General features: G+C 35.0%; 4 protein-coding genes. All 4 read left to right on the plus strand.

The genetic code is table 11. The features are described from left to right. The first annotated feature begins 40 nt into the window (after nt 1–40). The 4 genes from ACHRVX_RS00055 (at nt 41) to ACHRVX_RS00070 (ending at nt 18,425) form a co-directional block, all read left to right on the plus strand. Entirely contained in the window at nt 41–11,158 is an 11,118-nt protein-coding gene (locus ACHRVX_RS00055; protein WP_395327508.1) for an amino acid adenylation domain-containing protein, read from the plus strand. Nucleotides 11,159–11,210: 52 nt separating this feature from the next. Continuing rightward, entirely contained in the window at nt 11,211–12,476 is a 1,266-nt protein-coding gene (locus ACHRVX_RS00060; RefSeq protein ID WP_395327510.1) for a condensation domain-containing protein, read from the plus strand. Nucleotides 12,477–12,555: 79 nt separating this feature from the next. Next, a complete protein-coding gene (locus ACHRVX_RS00065) occupies nt 12,556–17,337 on the plus strand; it encodes an amino acid adenylation domain-containing protein (RefSeq protein ID WP_395327512.1) in 4,782 nt (1,593 codons plus the stop codon). Between the two features lie 95 nt (nt 17,338–17,432). After that, entirely contained in the window at nt 17,433–18,425 is a 993-nt protein-coding gene (locus tag ACHRVX_RS00070; RefSeq protein WP_395327515.1) for a TauD/TfdA family dioxygenase, read from the plus strand. Nucleotides 18,426–18,500: the final 75 nt, after the last annotated feature.

Below are 18,500 nucleotides of genomic sequence, written 5' to 3' on the forward strand. Positions count from 1 at the left end.
TATAATTCAAATTTTCAGCATTTAAGAAAACATTTTTAAGATGAAAGATATCAAATCAATAATTACTGGTTTATCCAATAAAGAAGTACAAATTTTCCTTGATGATTCTGGAGAAAATTTGAGAGTAACAGGAAATACAGCATCTCTTACGGAGGAAGATAAAATCAATATTGCAACAAATAAAGACCGACTTATCACTTTACTTAAAAGCAGTAAAAGTAGTAAAGATTCTAATTTTGAAGTGATTTCGCCTATTGCGTTAGCAGACAGTTATGAATTGTCCGCAGGACAGCGTCGTCTTTGGACTTTAAGTCAGTTTGAAGGAGGATCCGTAGTATATAATATGCCTATGAATACCACTTTAAAAGGTAATTATGATATTGATTGTTTTCAAAAAGCAATTACAGCGACTATCAATCGCCATGAGATATTACGTACTACTTTTAAAATGGATGAAAACGGTGATGTAAGACAATATGTGCAGTCTGCAGATACATTTAATTTTATCTTGTCCTACAGTGATTTCAGAAATGATAGTAATAAGGAAAAAAGTGTTGCCACTTACATCAGTAAAGATTCTTTTGTACCGTTTGATTTAGAAAACGGACCATTATTCCGCGTAAGCTTATTACAGCTTGAAGATGAGACATATGTTTTCTATTATAATATGCATCATATTATTAGTGATGGATGGTCTATGAATGTGTTGTCAAAAGATGTATTTACATTTTATGATTCGTTAATGAACGGCAGTGCTTCAGGTATTTCACCTCTTACCATTCAATATAAAGATTATGCACATTGGCAATCATCACAAATAAAAACGATTACATCAACTAATGATAAAGCATTTTGGCTGGAGAAACTTTCAGGAGAATTACCTATACTGGATCTTCCGTCAGAAAAACGCAGACCTGCAATAAAAACACATAAAGGTCGTACGCTAAGAAGCTATATTTCTAAAGAAATTACAGAGATGCTTCAGCGTTTTACGCAGGAAAATAACGGCAGCACGTTTATTAGTTTACTCACAACTATTAACATTCTTTTTCATAAATATACTGCTGATACGGATATTATTATTGGTACACCGGTAGCAGGTCGTGATCATGCAGATTTAGCAGATCAGATAGGTTTTTATATCAATACACTTGCATTACGTAATACAGTAAATGCCGGGGAGAATTTTACATCCATCTACAAACGAATTAAAGACCAGACATTAGAATCATTTGATCATCAAATGTATCCTTTTGATAGTTTAATAGAAAGTCTGAACATCAAAAGGGATGCAGGAAGAAGCAGTGTTTTTGATGTTATGTTAATTCTTCAAAACACAGACGTTAATAATCACGCTGTCGATATCTCGACAAATACGGATATAATTGTTGATTTAGGAGAATCAGTTTCAAAATTTGATATAGAACTTAACTTTCAGGAAATAAAAGGACACTTGGTTTTTGATATTTCTTACAATACAGAAGTGTATGAACATCACATGATCGAAGGGTTAATAGGGCATTATAAACAAATTTTAGAAAGTGTATTATCTCAACCGGAAATTGCAATTGGTAAATTAACCTATATAAATAAAGAAGAAGAAAACGAATTACTACATAATTTCAATTCGACTTACACAGATTATCCTAAAGATGTCACTATTATAGATTTAATCGAATCACAGGTAATTAATAATCCGGAAGGAATTGCGCTAGTATTTGAGAACGAAGAAATGACCTATGCAACATTAAATGAAAAAGCAAATCAGGTTGCTAATTATTTAGGCAGTAAAGGTATTACAACAGAATCTTTAGTTGGATTATGTATGGAGCGCTCTTTTGAAATGGTCATTGGAATGCTGGGAATTATGAAATCCGGAGCTGCTTATGTGCCTATTGATCCTCATTATCCGGTTGAAAGAATCGATTTTATGATTGAGGATACAAAGGCGTCAATTGTGCTTACTCATAATGATAGCATGCATCTAACTCATTTTTCAAATGCTGTTACAACACTTAATCTTGATGCATTTGATACGTTATTTGCAGATCAGTCAAAAGCTAATCCTAATGTCAATATACTGCCAACAAATGCAGCATATGTAATTTACACGTCTGGTTCTACAGGAAATCCTAAAGGAGTAGTTAATGAACAAAGAGGTTTAGTAAACCGTTTATTATGGGCTTACGAATATTATAATTTAACCAGCGATGATGTATTGATACAAAAAACAACTTTTTGTTTCGATGTATCGGTATGGGAATTTTTTCTTCCGTTAATAACAGGTTGCAAATTAGTAATTCCAAGACCTGAAGGTCATAAGGATAGTGATTATTTAAGAGAATTAATTGCTGCTCATAAAGTTACAATGATCCATTTTGTGCCTTCTATGTTAAGTACATTTCTATTAGATATAGATGTTTCTAAATGTGCCACCTTAAAAAATGTTGTGTGCAGTGGAGAAGCTTTAAAAATAAATCAGGCAGAAGATTTTCAAAAAGTATTACCTAATGTTACATTGAGTAATTTATATGGACCTACAGAGGCTTCTATTGATGTAACGAGCTGGATTGTTCCTTTTAATGCAGCAAATTTAAAAAGTGTATCGATAGGCAAACCAGTTGCAAATACTCAGATTTACATTTTGGATAACGAAATGAATATCCAGCCTAAAGGTGTTACCGGAGAATTATATATCGGTGGTGTTCAGGTTGCCAGAGAATATATTAATCTTCCTGAACTTAATGCATACAGATTTATAAATAATCCTTTTGCAGAAGGAAAATTATATAGAACCGGAGATAATGCAAAATGGCTTCAGGATGGAAATATAGAATATCTGGGGAGAGAAGACAGTCAGGTAAAAATTAGAGGTTACAGAATTGAGTTAGGAGAATTAGATACCGTTATAAATAGCTGTCCGGCTATACATCAAGGAGTTATAATTGCCAGAGAAGATACCTACGGCGTAAACGAATTAGTGGCATATATAGTTCTTAAAGATGATAAAACAAAAGAAGATGTTATCACTTATCTAAAAGAACATATTCCTAATTATATGATTCCCGGAATTATCATCCAATTAGATGAAATGCCATTGACATCTAATGGTAAAGTAAATAGAAAAGCATTACCGGATCCTGTTTTTAATAGAGAATATGAATACATTGCGCCAGTTACAGCGTTACAAAATACGTTAGTTACAATCTGGCAGGATTTATTGAAAGTAGAACAAGTGGGGATTACTGATAATTTCTTTGAACTTGGAGGTCAGTCCTTATTAGCCGTTCGTCTACTATCAGCGATAAAGAAAAAAGTGAATGTTGCGATTACCATTACAAATGTATTTAGCAATCCAACGATTTCAGCTTTAGCTTCATTTATCGAAAGCCAGGATGATACTGCTATACTTCCTGTAATAACCAAACAAAATTTACCTCAGGATATTCCATTGTCATATGCACAGGAGCGTTTATGGTTTATAGACAAGTTAAAAGGAAGTGAGCATTATCATATGCCTACATTATTAAACCTGAAAGGAGATCTTTATGTAAACTTTCTTTCACAGGCTTTAAAAACCATTGTAGATCGTCACGAGGCATTACGTACTGTTTATATAGAAAAAGAAGGTGTTGCATATCAAAAAGTACAGCCATCAGATAATTGGGAATTGAATATTGTTTCATTTACTGATAATTTCCAGGATTTTGTAGCTCAGGAAATCAATAAACCTTTTGATTTAGCCAAAGATTATATGCTTCGTGCTACAGTAATCAGAATATCAGAAGAGGAGCATGTTTTAGTATTAGTACGTCACCATATCGCAACAGACGGCTGGTCTGAATCAATTATTGTCAAAGAATTTAAGGAGTTATATGCTTCGTATAAATCAGGAACAGAAGCTATTTTGCCATCACTTAGTTTTCAATATACAGATTATGCTGTTTGGCAGCGATCTGAGGTATCCGGAGATTATTTATCAGAGAAATTGGATTACTGGCAAAATAAATTATCGGGCGTTGCACCTTCTGCGCTTCCTACGGATTATCCGCGTCCGGCAGTTCAGAGCAGCCGCGGGAGTCATGTTGCCTTTAGATTAGACAGTAATCGCAGTGAGGCTTTGCGCACGTATGCCAAAGAAGAAGGCGTGACCTTGTTTATGTTATTATCGAGTGTTTATAAAGTATTGTTATACCGTTACAGCGGTCAGTCAGATATCTGTATCGGAACCACGGTTTCCAACCGTCCGCAGCAGGAATTGGAATCCATGATTGGATTTTTTGTCAATACGCTGGCACTTCGAAGCGATTTATCGGGTAATCCATCGTTTAGTGATGTATTGAAATCGGTTAAACAAACCACTTTAGAAGCTTACGACCATATTGCAGTTCCGTTTGAAAAAGTAGTGGATCGCGTTGAGAATACAAGGGACAAAAGCAGAAGTTCCTTATTTCAGGTATTGTTTGTTTTAAACAACAATCCGGATGCTAAAATTGCAGCGTTCAGTGATATTACTATTGAGTCAGTAGCAATGGATTATGATATTTCAAAGTTCGACCTTACTATTTTTGCTGAAGACAGCCCTGAAGGAATCCAGTTTTCATTTAACTATTGCAGCGATCTTTTCAGTTCCTCTACCATAGCATCCTTGAGATCACATTATGAGAACCTGCTTGATACTATATTGGTTGACAGTGCTTCATCGATAGGAAATCTTGCCATGCTGAGTAAAGCAGAAGAAGAGTCATTAATCACAGATCATAATACACCTGGTTATACCTTGTCCGGTGAAGGAACGGTATTGTCGCTTTTTGAATCACAGGTATCAAAAAATCCGGATGCAATTGCATTTGTATACAATGACAGCCGCATGACTTACAAAGAGCTGGATGAAGCCTCAACTAAACTGGCTTATTATTACCAACAGACTTATGACTTAGTGCCAGAGGATTTGATTGGTATTATGATGGATACTTCAAACTGGTCGTTACTGGGAATTGTTTCTATTTTGAAATCAGGTGCAGGATATGTTCCAATAGATCCTTCATTGCCAAAAGAGCGTCAGCAATATATGCTTGAAGAAGCAAAAGTAAAATGTCTGCTTATAGAATCCAGCAGTTTATTTGATGTAATTGAGTTTTCGGTTCCGGTATTTTCTATTGATATTCAATATGCAGATGTAGAGGCGATTCCGCAAGACGTTACTTTTTCAACCCTGGCAACGCCCGATACAACGGCTTATGTTGTTTATACTTCAGGAACCACAGGTCAGCCAAAAGGAGTTCAGATAAGCCACGGTAATCTGGTAGACTATTATGAAGGACTGGACGCTAAAATTACGATCAGCGATAATAAAAGTTTTGGATTAATGTCATCGCTTTCAGCAGATTTAGGCAATACAGTATTGTACGGTTCCTTATTAAGCGGCGGATTGTTGCATTTATTCAATAAAGAGACCTTAATGGACGGGGTGAAATTACAATCCTATTTTAATACCCACTCCATTGATTGTATCAAAATAGTACCAAGCCACTGGCAGGCATTACGCATTGATAATGAATTGTTATTGCCCAAACGTACCATTATATTTGGAGGGGACGTATTGCCAATATCTTATATAAAAGCTATCACAGCCCAGGATTCAAATGTAACGATCGTGAACCATTACGGACCTACCGAGAGTACTGTTGGGAAATTATTACACAAAGTAAATCCTGATTTTGATTATGTTACCATTCCTGTTGGGAATTTATTCTCCAACAGTGAAGCTTATATTGTAAGTGCAGATATGTCACTTTCTCCTTTGGGTGTTCCCGGAGAGTTATTATTAGGAGGATCCGGAATATCAAAAGGCTATTTGAACCGTGAAGACTTAACGAAAGAAAAATTTATTACCAATCCGTTTACAGCAGGAAAAAGCGAGGTTTTATACAGAACCGGAGATTTAGTGCGCAGGAATTCCCTGGGAGAAATAGAATTTTTAGGACGTGTTGACGACCAGGTTAAAATACGCGGTTACCGTGTAGAATTAAAAGAAATCAGCCGTGTGATACAAAGCTATTGCGGAATTATACAAAGCGAAGTTTTATTTAAGGAAGACAGCACCGGCGTAAAACGTTTGGTAAGCTATCTGGTTACAGAAGAGGGTTATTCAGAGTCTGATTTGAAAAACTATCTTTCAGGGCTTGTTCCGGATTATATGGTTCCTCAGGCATATGTGGTTTTAGAGCAGATGCCATTAACCTCAAACGGAAAAATAGACAGGAAAGCATTGCCGGATCCTGAAGTTAATAACGAGCGTGAATATGTAGCGCCAGGTACAAAAACGGAAGAAGCTTTAGTGGCCATCTGGGAAAATTTACTAAGTGTAGAGCAAGTTGGAGTTACTGATGATTTTTTTGAGCTTGGTGGTCATTCCTTATTAGCCGTTCGTTTATTATCTGCTATTAAGAGTACAATGAATGTTGCTGTTACCATTACAGACATATTTGATTATACTAATATCGCAGCTTTAGCTTCATTTATCGAAAGCCAGGATGCTACTGCAGTACTACCTTTAGTAACCAAACAAGATTTACCTAAAAATATTCCATTATCATATGCACAGGAGCGTTTATGGTTTATAGACAAGTTAAAAGGAAGCGAGCATTATCATGTACCTACATTATTAAACCTGAAAGGAGATCTTAATATCAACTATCTTTCACAAGCGTTAAAAACAATAATAGAGCGTCATGAAGCACTTCGAACAATATACGTAGAAAAAGATGGTATTGCGTATCAGGAATTGCAATCCTCAGATCGTTGGGAACTCAACATTTATTCTTCTGTAGAGGATTATGAATCATTTATAGCCAAAGAAGTAAATAAACCTTTTGATTTAGCGAAAGATTATATGCTTCGCGCTACGATAATTAAGCTATCAGAAGAGGAACATGTTTTATTATTAGTACGTCATCATATCGCAACAGACGGATGGTCTTCATCTATTATTGTCAAAGAATTTAAGGAGTTATATGCTTCGTATAAATCAGGAACAGAGGCTATTTTGCCATCACTTAGTTTTCAATATACAGATTATGCTGTTTGGCAGCGCTCTGAGGTATCCGGAGATTATTTATCAGAGAAATTGGATTACTGGCAAAATAAATTATCCGGCGTTGCACCTTCTGCGCTTCCTACGGATTATCCGCGTCCGGTAGTTCAGAGCAGCCGCGGGAGTCATGTTGCCTTCAGATTAGACAGTGACCGCAGTGAGGCTTTGCGCACATATGCCAAAGAAGAAGGCGTAACCTTGTTTATGTTATTATTGAGTGTTTATAAAGTATTGTTATACCGTTACAGCGGTCAGTCAGATATCTGTATCGGAACCACGGTTTCCAACCGTCCGCAGCAGGAATTGGAATCCATGATTGGATTTTTTGTCAATACGCTGGCACTTCGAAGCGATTTATCGGGTAATCCATCGTTTAGTGATGTATTGAAATCGGTTAAACAAACCACTTTAGAAGCTTACGACCATATTGCAGTTCCGTTTGAAAAAGTAGTGGATCGCGTTGAGAATACAAGGGACAAAAGCAGAAGTTCCTTATTTCAGGTATTGTTTGTTTTAAACAACAATCCGGATGCTAAAATTGCAGCGTTCAGTAATATTACTATTGAGTCAGTAGCAATGGATTATGATATTTCAAAGTTCGACCTTACTATTTTTGCTGAAGACAGCCCTGAAGGAATCCAGTTTTCATTTAACTATTGCAGCGATCTTTTCAGTTCCTCTACCATAGCATCCTTGAGATCACATTATGAGAACCTGCTTGATACTATATTGGTTGACAGTGCTTCATCGATAGGAAATCTTGCCATGCTGAGTAAAGCAGAAGAAGAGTCATTAATCACAGATTATAATACACCTGGTTATACATTATCCGGTGAAGGAACGGTATTGTCGCTTTTTGAATCACAGGTATCAAAAAATCCGGATGCAATTGCATTTGTATACAATGACAGCCGCATGACTTACAAAGAGCTGGATGAAGCCTCAACTAAACTGGCTTATTATTACCAACAGACTTATGACTTAGTGCCAGAGGATTTGATTGGTATTATGATGGATACTTCAAACTGGTCGTTACTGGGAATTGTTTCTATTTTGAAATCAGGTGCAGGATATGTTCCAATAGATCCTTCATTGCCAAAAGAGCGTCAGCAATATATGCTTGAAGAAGCAAAAGTAAAATGTCTGCTTATAGAATCCAGCAGTTTATTTGATGTAATTGAGTTTTCGGTTCCGGTATTTTCTATTGATATTCAATATGCAGATGTAAATGCGATTCCGCAAGACGTTACTTTTTCAACTTTGGCAACGCCCGATACAACGGCTTATGTTGTTTATACTTCAGGAACTACAGGTCAGCCAAAAGGAGTTCAGATAAGCCACGGGAATCTGGTAGACTATTATGAAGGACTGGACGCTAAAATTGCAATCAGCGATAATAAAAGTTTTGGATTAATGTCATCGCTTTCAGCAGATTTAGGCAATACAGTATTGTACGGTTCCTTATTAAGCGGCGGATCGTTGCATTTATTCAATAAAGAGACCTTAATGGACGGGGTGAAATTACAATCCTATTTTAATACCCACTCCATTGATTGTATCAAAATAGTACCAAGCCACTGGCAGGCATTACGCATTGATAATGAATTGTTATTGCCCAAACGTACCATTATATTTGGAGGGGACGTCTTGCCAATATCCTATATAAAAGCGATCACAGCCCAGGATTCAAATGTAACGATCGTGAACCATTACGGACCTACCGAGAGTACTGTTGGTAAATTATTACACAAAGTAAATCCTGATTTTGATTATGTTACCATTCCTGTTGGGAATTTATTCTCCAACAGTGAAGCCTATATTGTAAGTGCAGATATGTCACTTTCTCCCCTGGGTGTTCCCGGAGAGTTATTATTAGGAGGATCCGGAATATCAAAAGGCTATTTGAACCGTGAAGACTTAACGAAAGAAAAATTTATTACCAATCCGTTTGCAGCAGGAAAAAGCCAGATTTTATACAGAACCGGAGATTTAGTGCGCAGGAATTCCCTGGGAGAAATAGAATTTTTAGGACGTGTTGACGACCAGGTTAAAATACGCGGTTACCGTGTAGAATTAAAAGAAATCAGCCGTGTGATACAAGGCTATTGCGGAATTATACAAAGCGAAGTTTTGTTTAAGGAAGACAGCACCGGTGTAAAACGTTTGGTAAGTTATCTGGTTGCAGAAGAGTGTTATTCAGAGTCTGATTTGAAAAACTATCTTTCAGGGCTTGTTCCTGATTATATGATTCCTCAGGCATATGTGGTTTTAGAGCAGATGCCATTAACCTCAAACGGAAAAATAGACAGGAAAGCATTGCCGGATCCTGAAGTTAATAACGAGCGTGAATATGTAGCGCCAGGTACAAAAACGGAAGAAGCTTTAGTGGCCATCTGGGAAAATTTACTAAGTGTAGAACAAATTGGGGTTACTGATAATTTCTTTGAGCTTGGGGGTGATTCCATTATAGTAATTCAGGTAGTAAGCAGAGCCAAGAAAAAAGGATATCAAATCCAGGTACAAGACTTATTTGATTATCAAACGATAGCTGAATTGGCTGTGGCCGTTGAAAAAAACAGCGAAAAATTAAATACTGCAGAACAAGGACTTTTAGAAGGTGAAGTGCCGTTATCTCCAATTCAACATTGGTTTTTTGAGCGAGAAGATGAATCACTATCACATTTTAATCAGGCAGTACTTTTAAGTGTAGATAAAGAAATTACTAAAGAAAAATTAGAAAAAACAGTAGACTTAATTGCAAAACGTCACGATTCGCTGAGGTTTAGATACACAAAAGAGGTTGCCGGCAAACAAGTTGAATGGAAACAGTTTTACGGAGAATCTACTAATTTGTACAGAACAGAAACTATTGAAGAAGGAGAAGATATTGCAGCAGCTATTACAGCAATTTGCGTGAAATACCAAGAATATTTTGATATAGAAAAAGGAGATTTAACACGATTTGTTCTTATCGAAACGCCGGATTCTGAAGAATATAACAGATTCTTTATGGTGTCACATCACTTAGCAGTAGATGGTGTTTCGTGGAGATTTATCATTGATGATCTGGAAACTTTACTAACAGACGAAAATGTGGATGAAACGTTGTATTTAGCAAATAAAAACAATTCGTTCAGAGACTGGATCAATAAGTTGAAAAACTTTGCAGAGACAGAAGAAATAGAATCTCAATTAGAGTACTGGCAACAAATTAATTTTGAATATACGCCACTTCCAACAGATTTTGATACAAATAAACCAACAAGGGAAACTAAGAGAACTCAGGAAGGAATTCTAAATCAGGAGTATACAAAATATTTATTAAAAGAAGCAAATGCAGCGTATAGTACAGAGATTAATGATTTGATGTTAAGTGCATTACAAGTGACTTTTGAACATGTTTTTGGTACACAACGATTAGCTTTAGGTTTTGAAGGTCACGGACGTGAAAATATCGTAACAGACATTGATCTTGCCGGTACGACAGGATGGTTTACCAACAAATACCCTGTGATTTTATCAACAAATGGCGCAAAAACGGAAGGTGATATTATTAAATCTGTAAAAGAGGCATTACGCAAAATCCCTACTAAAGGAATGGGTTATGGATGCTTACGTTACTTACATGCATCTACAGAAATACGCAATTCATTAAAAGATTGTGGCTGGGACGTTGTCTTTAATTATTTAGGTCAGATTGATAATGTGCTAAACAAAAATACATTCTTTTCATCCGCACCGGAAAATTCAGGAGCGCACATAAGTCCAGTTTCAGTATTAGAAGAAAAATTTATTGTAAAAGCAATCATTGTCAACAATGAACTTAGAATTTCCTGGGATTATTCACAAGAAAGATACCGTTCTGAAACTGTCAAAAAATTGGCTGATAAATTCATCGAAAATTTAACTCAGCTTATAGAACACTGTATCAATAAGGAAGAAAGGGAAGTAACGCCTTCAGATTTTGGATTAAGTGATGCATTGGATTTTAAAGAATTTGATGCCTTATTTGAATCGGCAGTTCCGGAAGACGCTCAGGACGAAAGCGTTTTCAGATTCTAAGAACCGCAAAATTTATCTCAATAATATATTATTTATTTAATACAAAAAACATATGAAATTACCCGTATCCTATCACCAGCAAAGGATGTGGTTTATAGATCATTTTGAAAGAGATTATCTCTATGAAGGTGGACCTGTATATCACAATATACCATTGAGTTTAACAATAGAAAAAGAGGTAAGTACACAAGATATGTATCGTGCTTTTACTCAATTAATAAACCGTCATGATATCCTGAGAACTAAAATAATCAGAGAAGGAGATCAGATTTTTCAATTGATTACAACACCAGAAGAAGCTGAAATTAAAAATTTGCTTAAAAAGAGTTCTTGTCTTAAGGAAAATCAGGAAGAACTGCGAAAAGTATCCTTTGATTTTGAAAATGAATTATTGTTAAAAGCCTTTTTCGAGCCTCTGGAAAATCATACCAAAATACTTTTTGTATTTCATCATGCCATTGTAGATCGCTATAGTCTTACGATTCTTAAGGAAGATTTTTTAAGTTTTTTATACCGCCCGGAAGATCAATTAGGATTTACAATGCAATACAAAGAATTTTCAGAGTGGGAACAGAATGTTGATCCTTATGAAACAGAAACATTAGTTGCATATTGGCGAAAAAAGCTGTCAAACATACAAGTATTGTATATTCCTACAGACTCAGAAAGAATACCGGTTCATGTTTATAATGCAGGAACAAGCGCTTTTTCTTTTAACAAAGACAGTCTGCAATCTTTCGCCGCTATTAATGGCACCACATCACAAATCGTCACACTGGCGGTTTATAAAATGGCTTTGGCAAAATTTTCAGGACTCTCTGATATCGTGATAGGAACGCTTATGAATATGCGAAATCATCTTACGGAATCCACCGTAGGCGCTATAGAAAACTTAGTGGTATTACAAACTCTTCTTGAAGAAAACACAACACTTTCTGATGCTTGCACAGTTGTCGCCAAAACATGGGAATCAGCATATGATAATAAAGAAATTCCTTTTGATAAACTCGTTGTAGAAATCAATCCTAAAAAGGATATGAGCAGAACCGCATTATTTGATGTCTTATATCTCTATGATAACTATGATGGGATTACAGAGCAACTGGATGAACCTTTTGAATATAAAAATCAAGGATTAGGAAAGTATGATCTCAATCTTTTAGTACAGGAAAAAGAAAGCACATTTGATTTTATACTCACTTATAATACGCTCTATTTTAAACCTGAAACGATCCAGTCTTTTCTAGAAAGTATAGAAAATATTCTAAAAACGGCTACAGAACATGAAGATACATTAATAGGTATTGCCGTATTCTAATTACAATTATTGACACAAAGTATTATTACATATTAACATAAAGGAGTGATTGCGCTACTAGAAAAGATATTTTAAAATCATGGAAAAATTCATAAAAAATTTAAAAGGCCTTGGATTTCAACTAAAAATTAATGGTCAGGATTTAATCTTATTAGGAAAAGAAGGAAAACTTACGCCTGCTGATATTAAAACTATTACAGATCGTCCTGATATCACCTCATTTATAAAAGAAAATAAGGCAGACATTATTTCCCATTTAAAGAAAGAAGATTTTAAACTTGACAGAAAAAATATTTCTTCTATGTACGGATTAAGCCCTGTGCAGGAAGGTATTCTATTTCATAGTACGTATTTATATAATACAGAATCAAAAGAGAATACAACATATCATACCCAGTTTGATGTTACTTTTTCATCAAAGTTAGATGTAAGCATGTTTAAAAAAGCGTGGCAATATGTGATTAATAATCATACAATACTCAGAACTGGATTTATTTATGATAAAGTAAATATTCCTATTCAATTTGTAAATAAAGAAGTAGCAGTCCCGTTGCGATTCATTGATTTAACAAACAGTACAGATCAGGAAAAACAAACCACATTTAAAACACTTAAAGATCAGGATAGATTTGAAGACTTCAGTTTTACAAATCCGCCATTAATGCGTATCACCATTGCCAAGTTTGGTGAGGAATCGTTTAAAATGATATGGACAAAACACCATGTATTGTGGGATGGATGGTCCGGACAAGTAATTATTCAGGAAGTTATAAAAGCATATACCAACTTAATGCATGGCGTTCCGCTTGAAGCACAGATAGAAGATAAATACGAAGATTTTATTAATTATATCAAATCCATAGACGCCTTTGAAGAAAAAGCGTTTTGGCAATCCTATATGCAGGATTTTAGCGAACCTTCATTATTGCCTTTCTGCAAAGCATCGCACGAACGTAATAAAGGAAAAGGAAAATACGAACGAATTACTATTGATTTTGACGAGCAGTTAACTCAAAAAATAAATGATTTTTCAAAATCGCAGCATGTTACCCCAAATACATTAACACAAGCTGTCTGGGCTGTTTTATTATCAAAATATACAGGACTTAAAGATATTGTTTATGGTGTTACGGTTTCCGGACGTCCGGCAGATTTAAATTACGACAGTAAAGTTGGCTTATACATCAACACGATTCCTTTAAGGGCTAAAATAGACAACAATCAAACCATCACAGATTTTTTAGCAATGCTTCAAAAAACATCTGTAGCGGCAAGAAATTTCCAACATACTTCTCTTAGTAAAATCCAGCAATGGAATGAAATTAAAGGAGATTGTTTTGACTCTTTATTATCGTTTACCAATTATCCGTCTAAAAGCGGAGACAGTACTCAAAAACCGGTTTTAGAAATAGAAAGCGTAAATGTAAAAGAAAACAACAACTATCTATTGTCTATTCAGCCTATGTTAAAAGACAAACTCGTTATAGATTTTACCTTTAATAGTTCTATCATGGATGCTGCTTTTGTTCAAATGATTACAGAACATTTCAGAACAGCAATATGTGAAATTGTAGACGAGAAATTTACTGTTATAGGCGATTTTAATATGCTTGGAGCAGAAGAAATAATAGCACTTACAAAAACATACAATGCTTCTGAAGTTGGTTATCCGGAAGATAAAAATATAGTAGAAATTTTTGAAGAAAAAGCATTGATAACTCCAAATGCTATTGCATTGACTATTAACGGAGAAGAAATGACTTATGAGGAATTAAATGAAAATGCAAACCAATTATCAAGATATTTAAAAGATCAGGGGATAGGTTCGGAAAGCATGGTAGGAATGTGCATCAATCGCTCTTTCGAAATGATTATTGGAATACTTGGAATCCTGAAAGCAGGAGGAGCTTATGTTCCTATTGATCCTGAATATCCTGCTGAACGTATTAATTTTATTCTGAATGATATAGACTCAAAAATTGTACTGGTAAGTACAAAAAGCAGTCAAATAATACAACTGGAAGATCATATTCATCAGGTAAATTTAGATCAGGCAGATACCTTCTTTTCTGATTATGCCACGACAAATTTAGCATTAGATTTACCACTCTCCAATCTTGCTTATGTAATTTATACTTCAGGAACAACAGGAGTTCCTAAAGGTGTAATGATCGAGCATGGAAATGTAGTTAGGCTTTTCTTTACAGAGCAGCCATTGTTTGATTTTGATGAAAATGATGTATGGTGTTTATTCCATTCTTACTCATTTGACTTTTCGGTTTGGGAAATATTCGGAGCCTTATTGTATGGAGGTAAACTGGTAATTGTTCCGGAACTCGTAGCAAAAGATACAAAAGCTTTCGCTGATTTATTATCAGAACAAAAAGTAACAGTATTAAATCAGACACCATCTGCATTTAATGCTTTACAAGAACAGGTTACAGATAAAAAACACTCGCTGGATGTTCGTTATGTGATCTTTGGCGGAGAAGCCCTTACACCAGGAGTCCTTAAACCATGGGCAGCTCAATATCCGGATTGTGCCCTTATTAACATGTACGGCATTACAGAAACAACGGTACACGTAACGTTTAAAAAAATTGGTACACGCGAAATTAATCTTAATGTAAGCGATATAGGAAGACCAATCCCAACAATGAGCTGTTATATACTGGATGAAAATTTTGATCTCGTTCCTATGGGAGTTACCGGTGAATTGTACGTTTCGGGTGCAGGAGTTTCAAGAGGATATTTAAATCGTCCGGAACTTTCAACAGAGCGTTTTATGACCAATCCGTTCAATACAAAAGAACGTTTATATAAAACCGGAGATGTAGCAAAACGACTTTCTAGTGGAGATATTGAATATTTAGGAAGAAACGATAAACAAATCAAAATTCGAGGATTTAGAATAGAACTTGGAGAAGTAGAAGCTGCATTAAACATTTGTCCATATGCAAATCAAGCCGCTGTTATTGTACACGAAGATCAATTTTATACTAAAGAATTAGTTGCCTATGTAGTTCTTAAGGAAGATTATACATTAGATAATTTCAAAGAATATCTTTTAGAAAGCCTGCCTAATTATATGGTACCGACTTTATTTATTGTTCTTGACGAAATGCCGCTTACATCTAATGGAAAAGTAAATAAAAAAGCACTTCCAAAAGTAGCAACACAAGGAGCAGATGCAACCGGATATGTTGCTCCCCGTAATAATAACGAAGAGCAACTGGTAACGATCTGGAAAGAAATTTTAGACAGAGAACGTATTGGAGTTCAGGATAATTTCTTTGAATTTGGCGGACACAGTCTTAAACTTACCAGACTAATTACAAGATACCACAAAGAGTACGGAATCAAATTAGAATTAAGAGATTTATTTATTAATAAAACAATCGAGGAACATTGTACTTTATTATTTGACGAAGCTGCAGCAACTACAGCAGAAAAAATAGAACCTGTAGCAAAACAAGCAAATTATGCACTTTCAAGCGGTCAGTATCGTATGTGGGTTTTGAGCCAGTCTGAAGAGAGTAATATTTCCTATAATATGCCAGCACATCTTGTTTTAGCAGGATATGATATTTCACTTTTAAAGAAAGCAATTGCTGCAGTTATAGAGCGTCACGAAACATTGAGAACCGTATTTAAAGAAGATCAAACTGCTGAAGTAAAACAATGGATACGCACTTCTTCGGAAATTGATTTTAAAATTCAGGAATTAGATTTCAGAGCAGAAGAAAATATAGAAAATGCAGTAAAGGATTATATGGCACAAGATGCTTTAAAGCCATTTCGCCTTGATGAAGGACCATTATTAAGAATTGCGTTATTACAAACTTCAGATAATGATTATGTCTTCTATTATAATATGCATCACATAATTGGCGATGGAGTTTCAAAAAACATCCTAAAACGCGATGTTTTAGCTTTCTATAATGCTTATAAAAACAATAGTACAGCGTCACTTCCGGCTTTAGAAATTCAATACAAAGATTTTGCTGCATGGCAAATACAACAATTGGAAAATAGTGCTTTTGATCATCATAAACAATATTGGCTAAAAACATTATCCGGAGACAGAGCCTTACTGGACTTGCCAAGTCAGAAACTAAGACCAAAAGTAAAAACAAGTAATGGTGAGACTTTAAGAACATTAATTTCTGATACAGAGACAAGCAAACTTGCAGCCTATTGTAAAGCAAACAACGGAACCCTATTTACAGGTGTAATGACGGTATGGAATATTTTATTTCACAGATATACAAACCAAAAAGATATCCTGATAGGAACGCCAATTGCCGGAAGAGATCACGTAGATCTTGAAAACCAAATTGGACTTTACTTTAATAATATGGTGATTCGTAATCAAATGAATGCTGAAGAGAATTTTAATGAGGCATTTGCGAAAGTGAGAGATGTAATGTTCGAAAATACAAAACATCAAATGTATCCTTTTGATAATTTACTGGATGACTTAAAAATAAAAGGGGATACCAGCCGTAATCCGCTTTATGATGTGATGCTTTCTTACCATAATACGGGAGAAAACAACATGAAATTACAGTTTACCCAAGAAGAGATTGATCAGATTGTGGTCCAGGACGAAAGAGGAGCAAAGCTGGACATGCTTATTAATTTTAAAGAAATAGGAAACTATTTATACTTTGATATTAATTACAATACAGATATATATAATCAGAGCTGCATGAAAGGCTTGATGAATAATTTTAAAAATTTATTAGAACAGTTAGTAAGTAATACTCAGGAAAAAATAGGTGATATCGATTTTCAAAAAGAGACCAGGCAAAACTTACGAAACCTTAATGTCAATAAATTTAAGATGGTTAAAAAATAAAATCTTTGATATCGTAATATGAGTATTCAAAACATCTTACAATTAAAAATATTTCTAACAATAACAGTGATACGCTGTATTTAAAAAATAAGATTATGATTAATAGCATACAAAAATTAAAGAATATTAAAGCTCAAAAAGTAACAGATGCCGCAAGTGTAGAATATTCTGTTTTACCTGGAAATGCTCAATTTCCTCTCGTAATTAAACCTGCCACAGTAGGAATGCAATTAAATGATTGGGTTGCTGAAAACAGATCCATTTTTGAAGAAAAAGTAAAAACGTATGGTGCTATACTTTTTAGAGGATTTCATATTAATACCGTAGAAAAATTTGAAAACTTCAGCAGATTATATGCAGATACTCCGCTTGAATATAACCTGAGATCATCACCCCGATATGCTGTTGGAAAAAATGTTTACCACACTACAACATATCCTAAAGAATATCATATCGAGATGCATAGCGAAAGTTCATATGCTCCCGTTCACCCAAGTAATATTGTTTTTTGCTGTATAGATCCGGCAGATGAACAAGGAGAAACGCCTATTGCAGATAATAAAATTGTATTACAGTCTTTAAGCGAGAAAACAAGAAATAAGTTTATCGAAAAAGGAGTTCGATATGTTAGAAACCTAAACGAAGCATATGGTTTATCCTGGAAAGAAGTTTTTCAAACTGAAGATAAAAAAGAAGTAGAAGCAACTTGTGACGAACAGGGAATTTCATATGAATGGAAAAGTGACACCAACTTAGTCCTGACATGGAATAAAAAAGCCATTTGGGAACATCCGGTTACAGGAGAGCAAATTTGGTTTAATCATGCTTATTTCTTCAATAAATATGCACTTGAAGCATCCTTTTTTGACTTGGTAAAAACAGAAGATGAACTTCCGAACAATACATTTTTTGGAGACGGAAGCGAGATTTCTAAAGAAGAAATAGAAGAAATAAGAGCAGCATATCAAAAAGGAACCGTTGTTTTTCCATGGGAAAAAGGAGATGTTTTATTTCTTGACAATATGCTTATGTCCCACGGAAGAAATCCGTATGAAGGAAGCAGACAGATCATAGCATCATTATTTTAATATACCAGACTATACAACCAAAACCAGAAAGCTGTTCACGCTTTTTTCGAACAGTTTAAAACTAATTAATCAGAT

The sequence above is a fragment of the Flavobacterium sp. FlaQc-47 genome, assembly GCF_044006475.1.
Lineage (GTDB): Bacteria > Bacteroidota > Bacteroidia > Flavobacteriales > Flavobacteriaceae > Flavobacterium.

Coding starts and splice junctions, on each gene's coding strand:
- ACHRVX_RS00065 (WP_395327512.1), top strand. CDS start 12,556: ATGGAAAAATTCATAAAAAATTTAAAAGGCCTTGGATTTCAACTAAAA.
- ACHRVX_RS00055 (WP_395327508.1), top strand. CDS start 41: ATGAAAGATATCAAATCAATAATTACTGGTTTATCCAATAAAGAAGTA.
- ACHRVX_RS00070 (WP_395327515.1), top strand. CDS start 17,433: ATGATTAATAGCATACAAAAATTAAAGAATATTAAAGCTCAAAAAGTA.
- ACHRVX_RS00060 (WP_395327510.1), top strand. CDS start 11,211: ATGAAATTACCCGTATCCTATCACCAGCAAAGGATGTGGTTTATAGAT.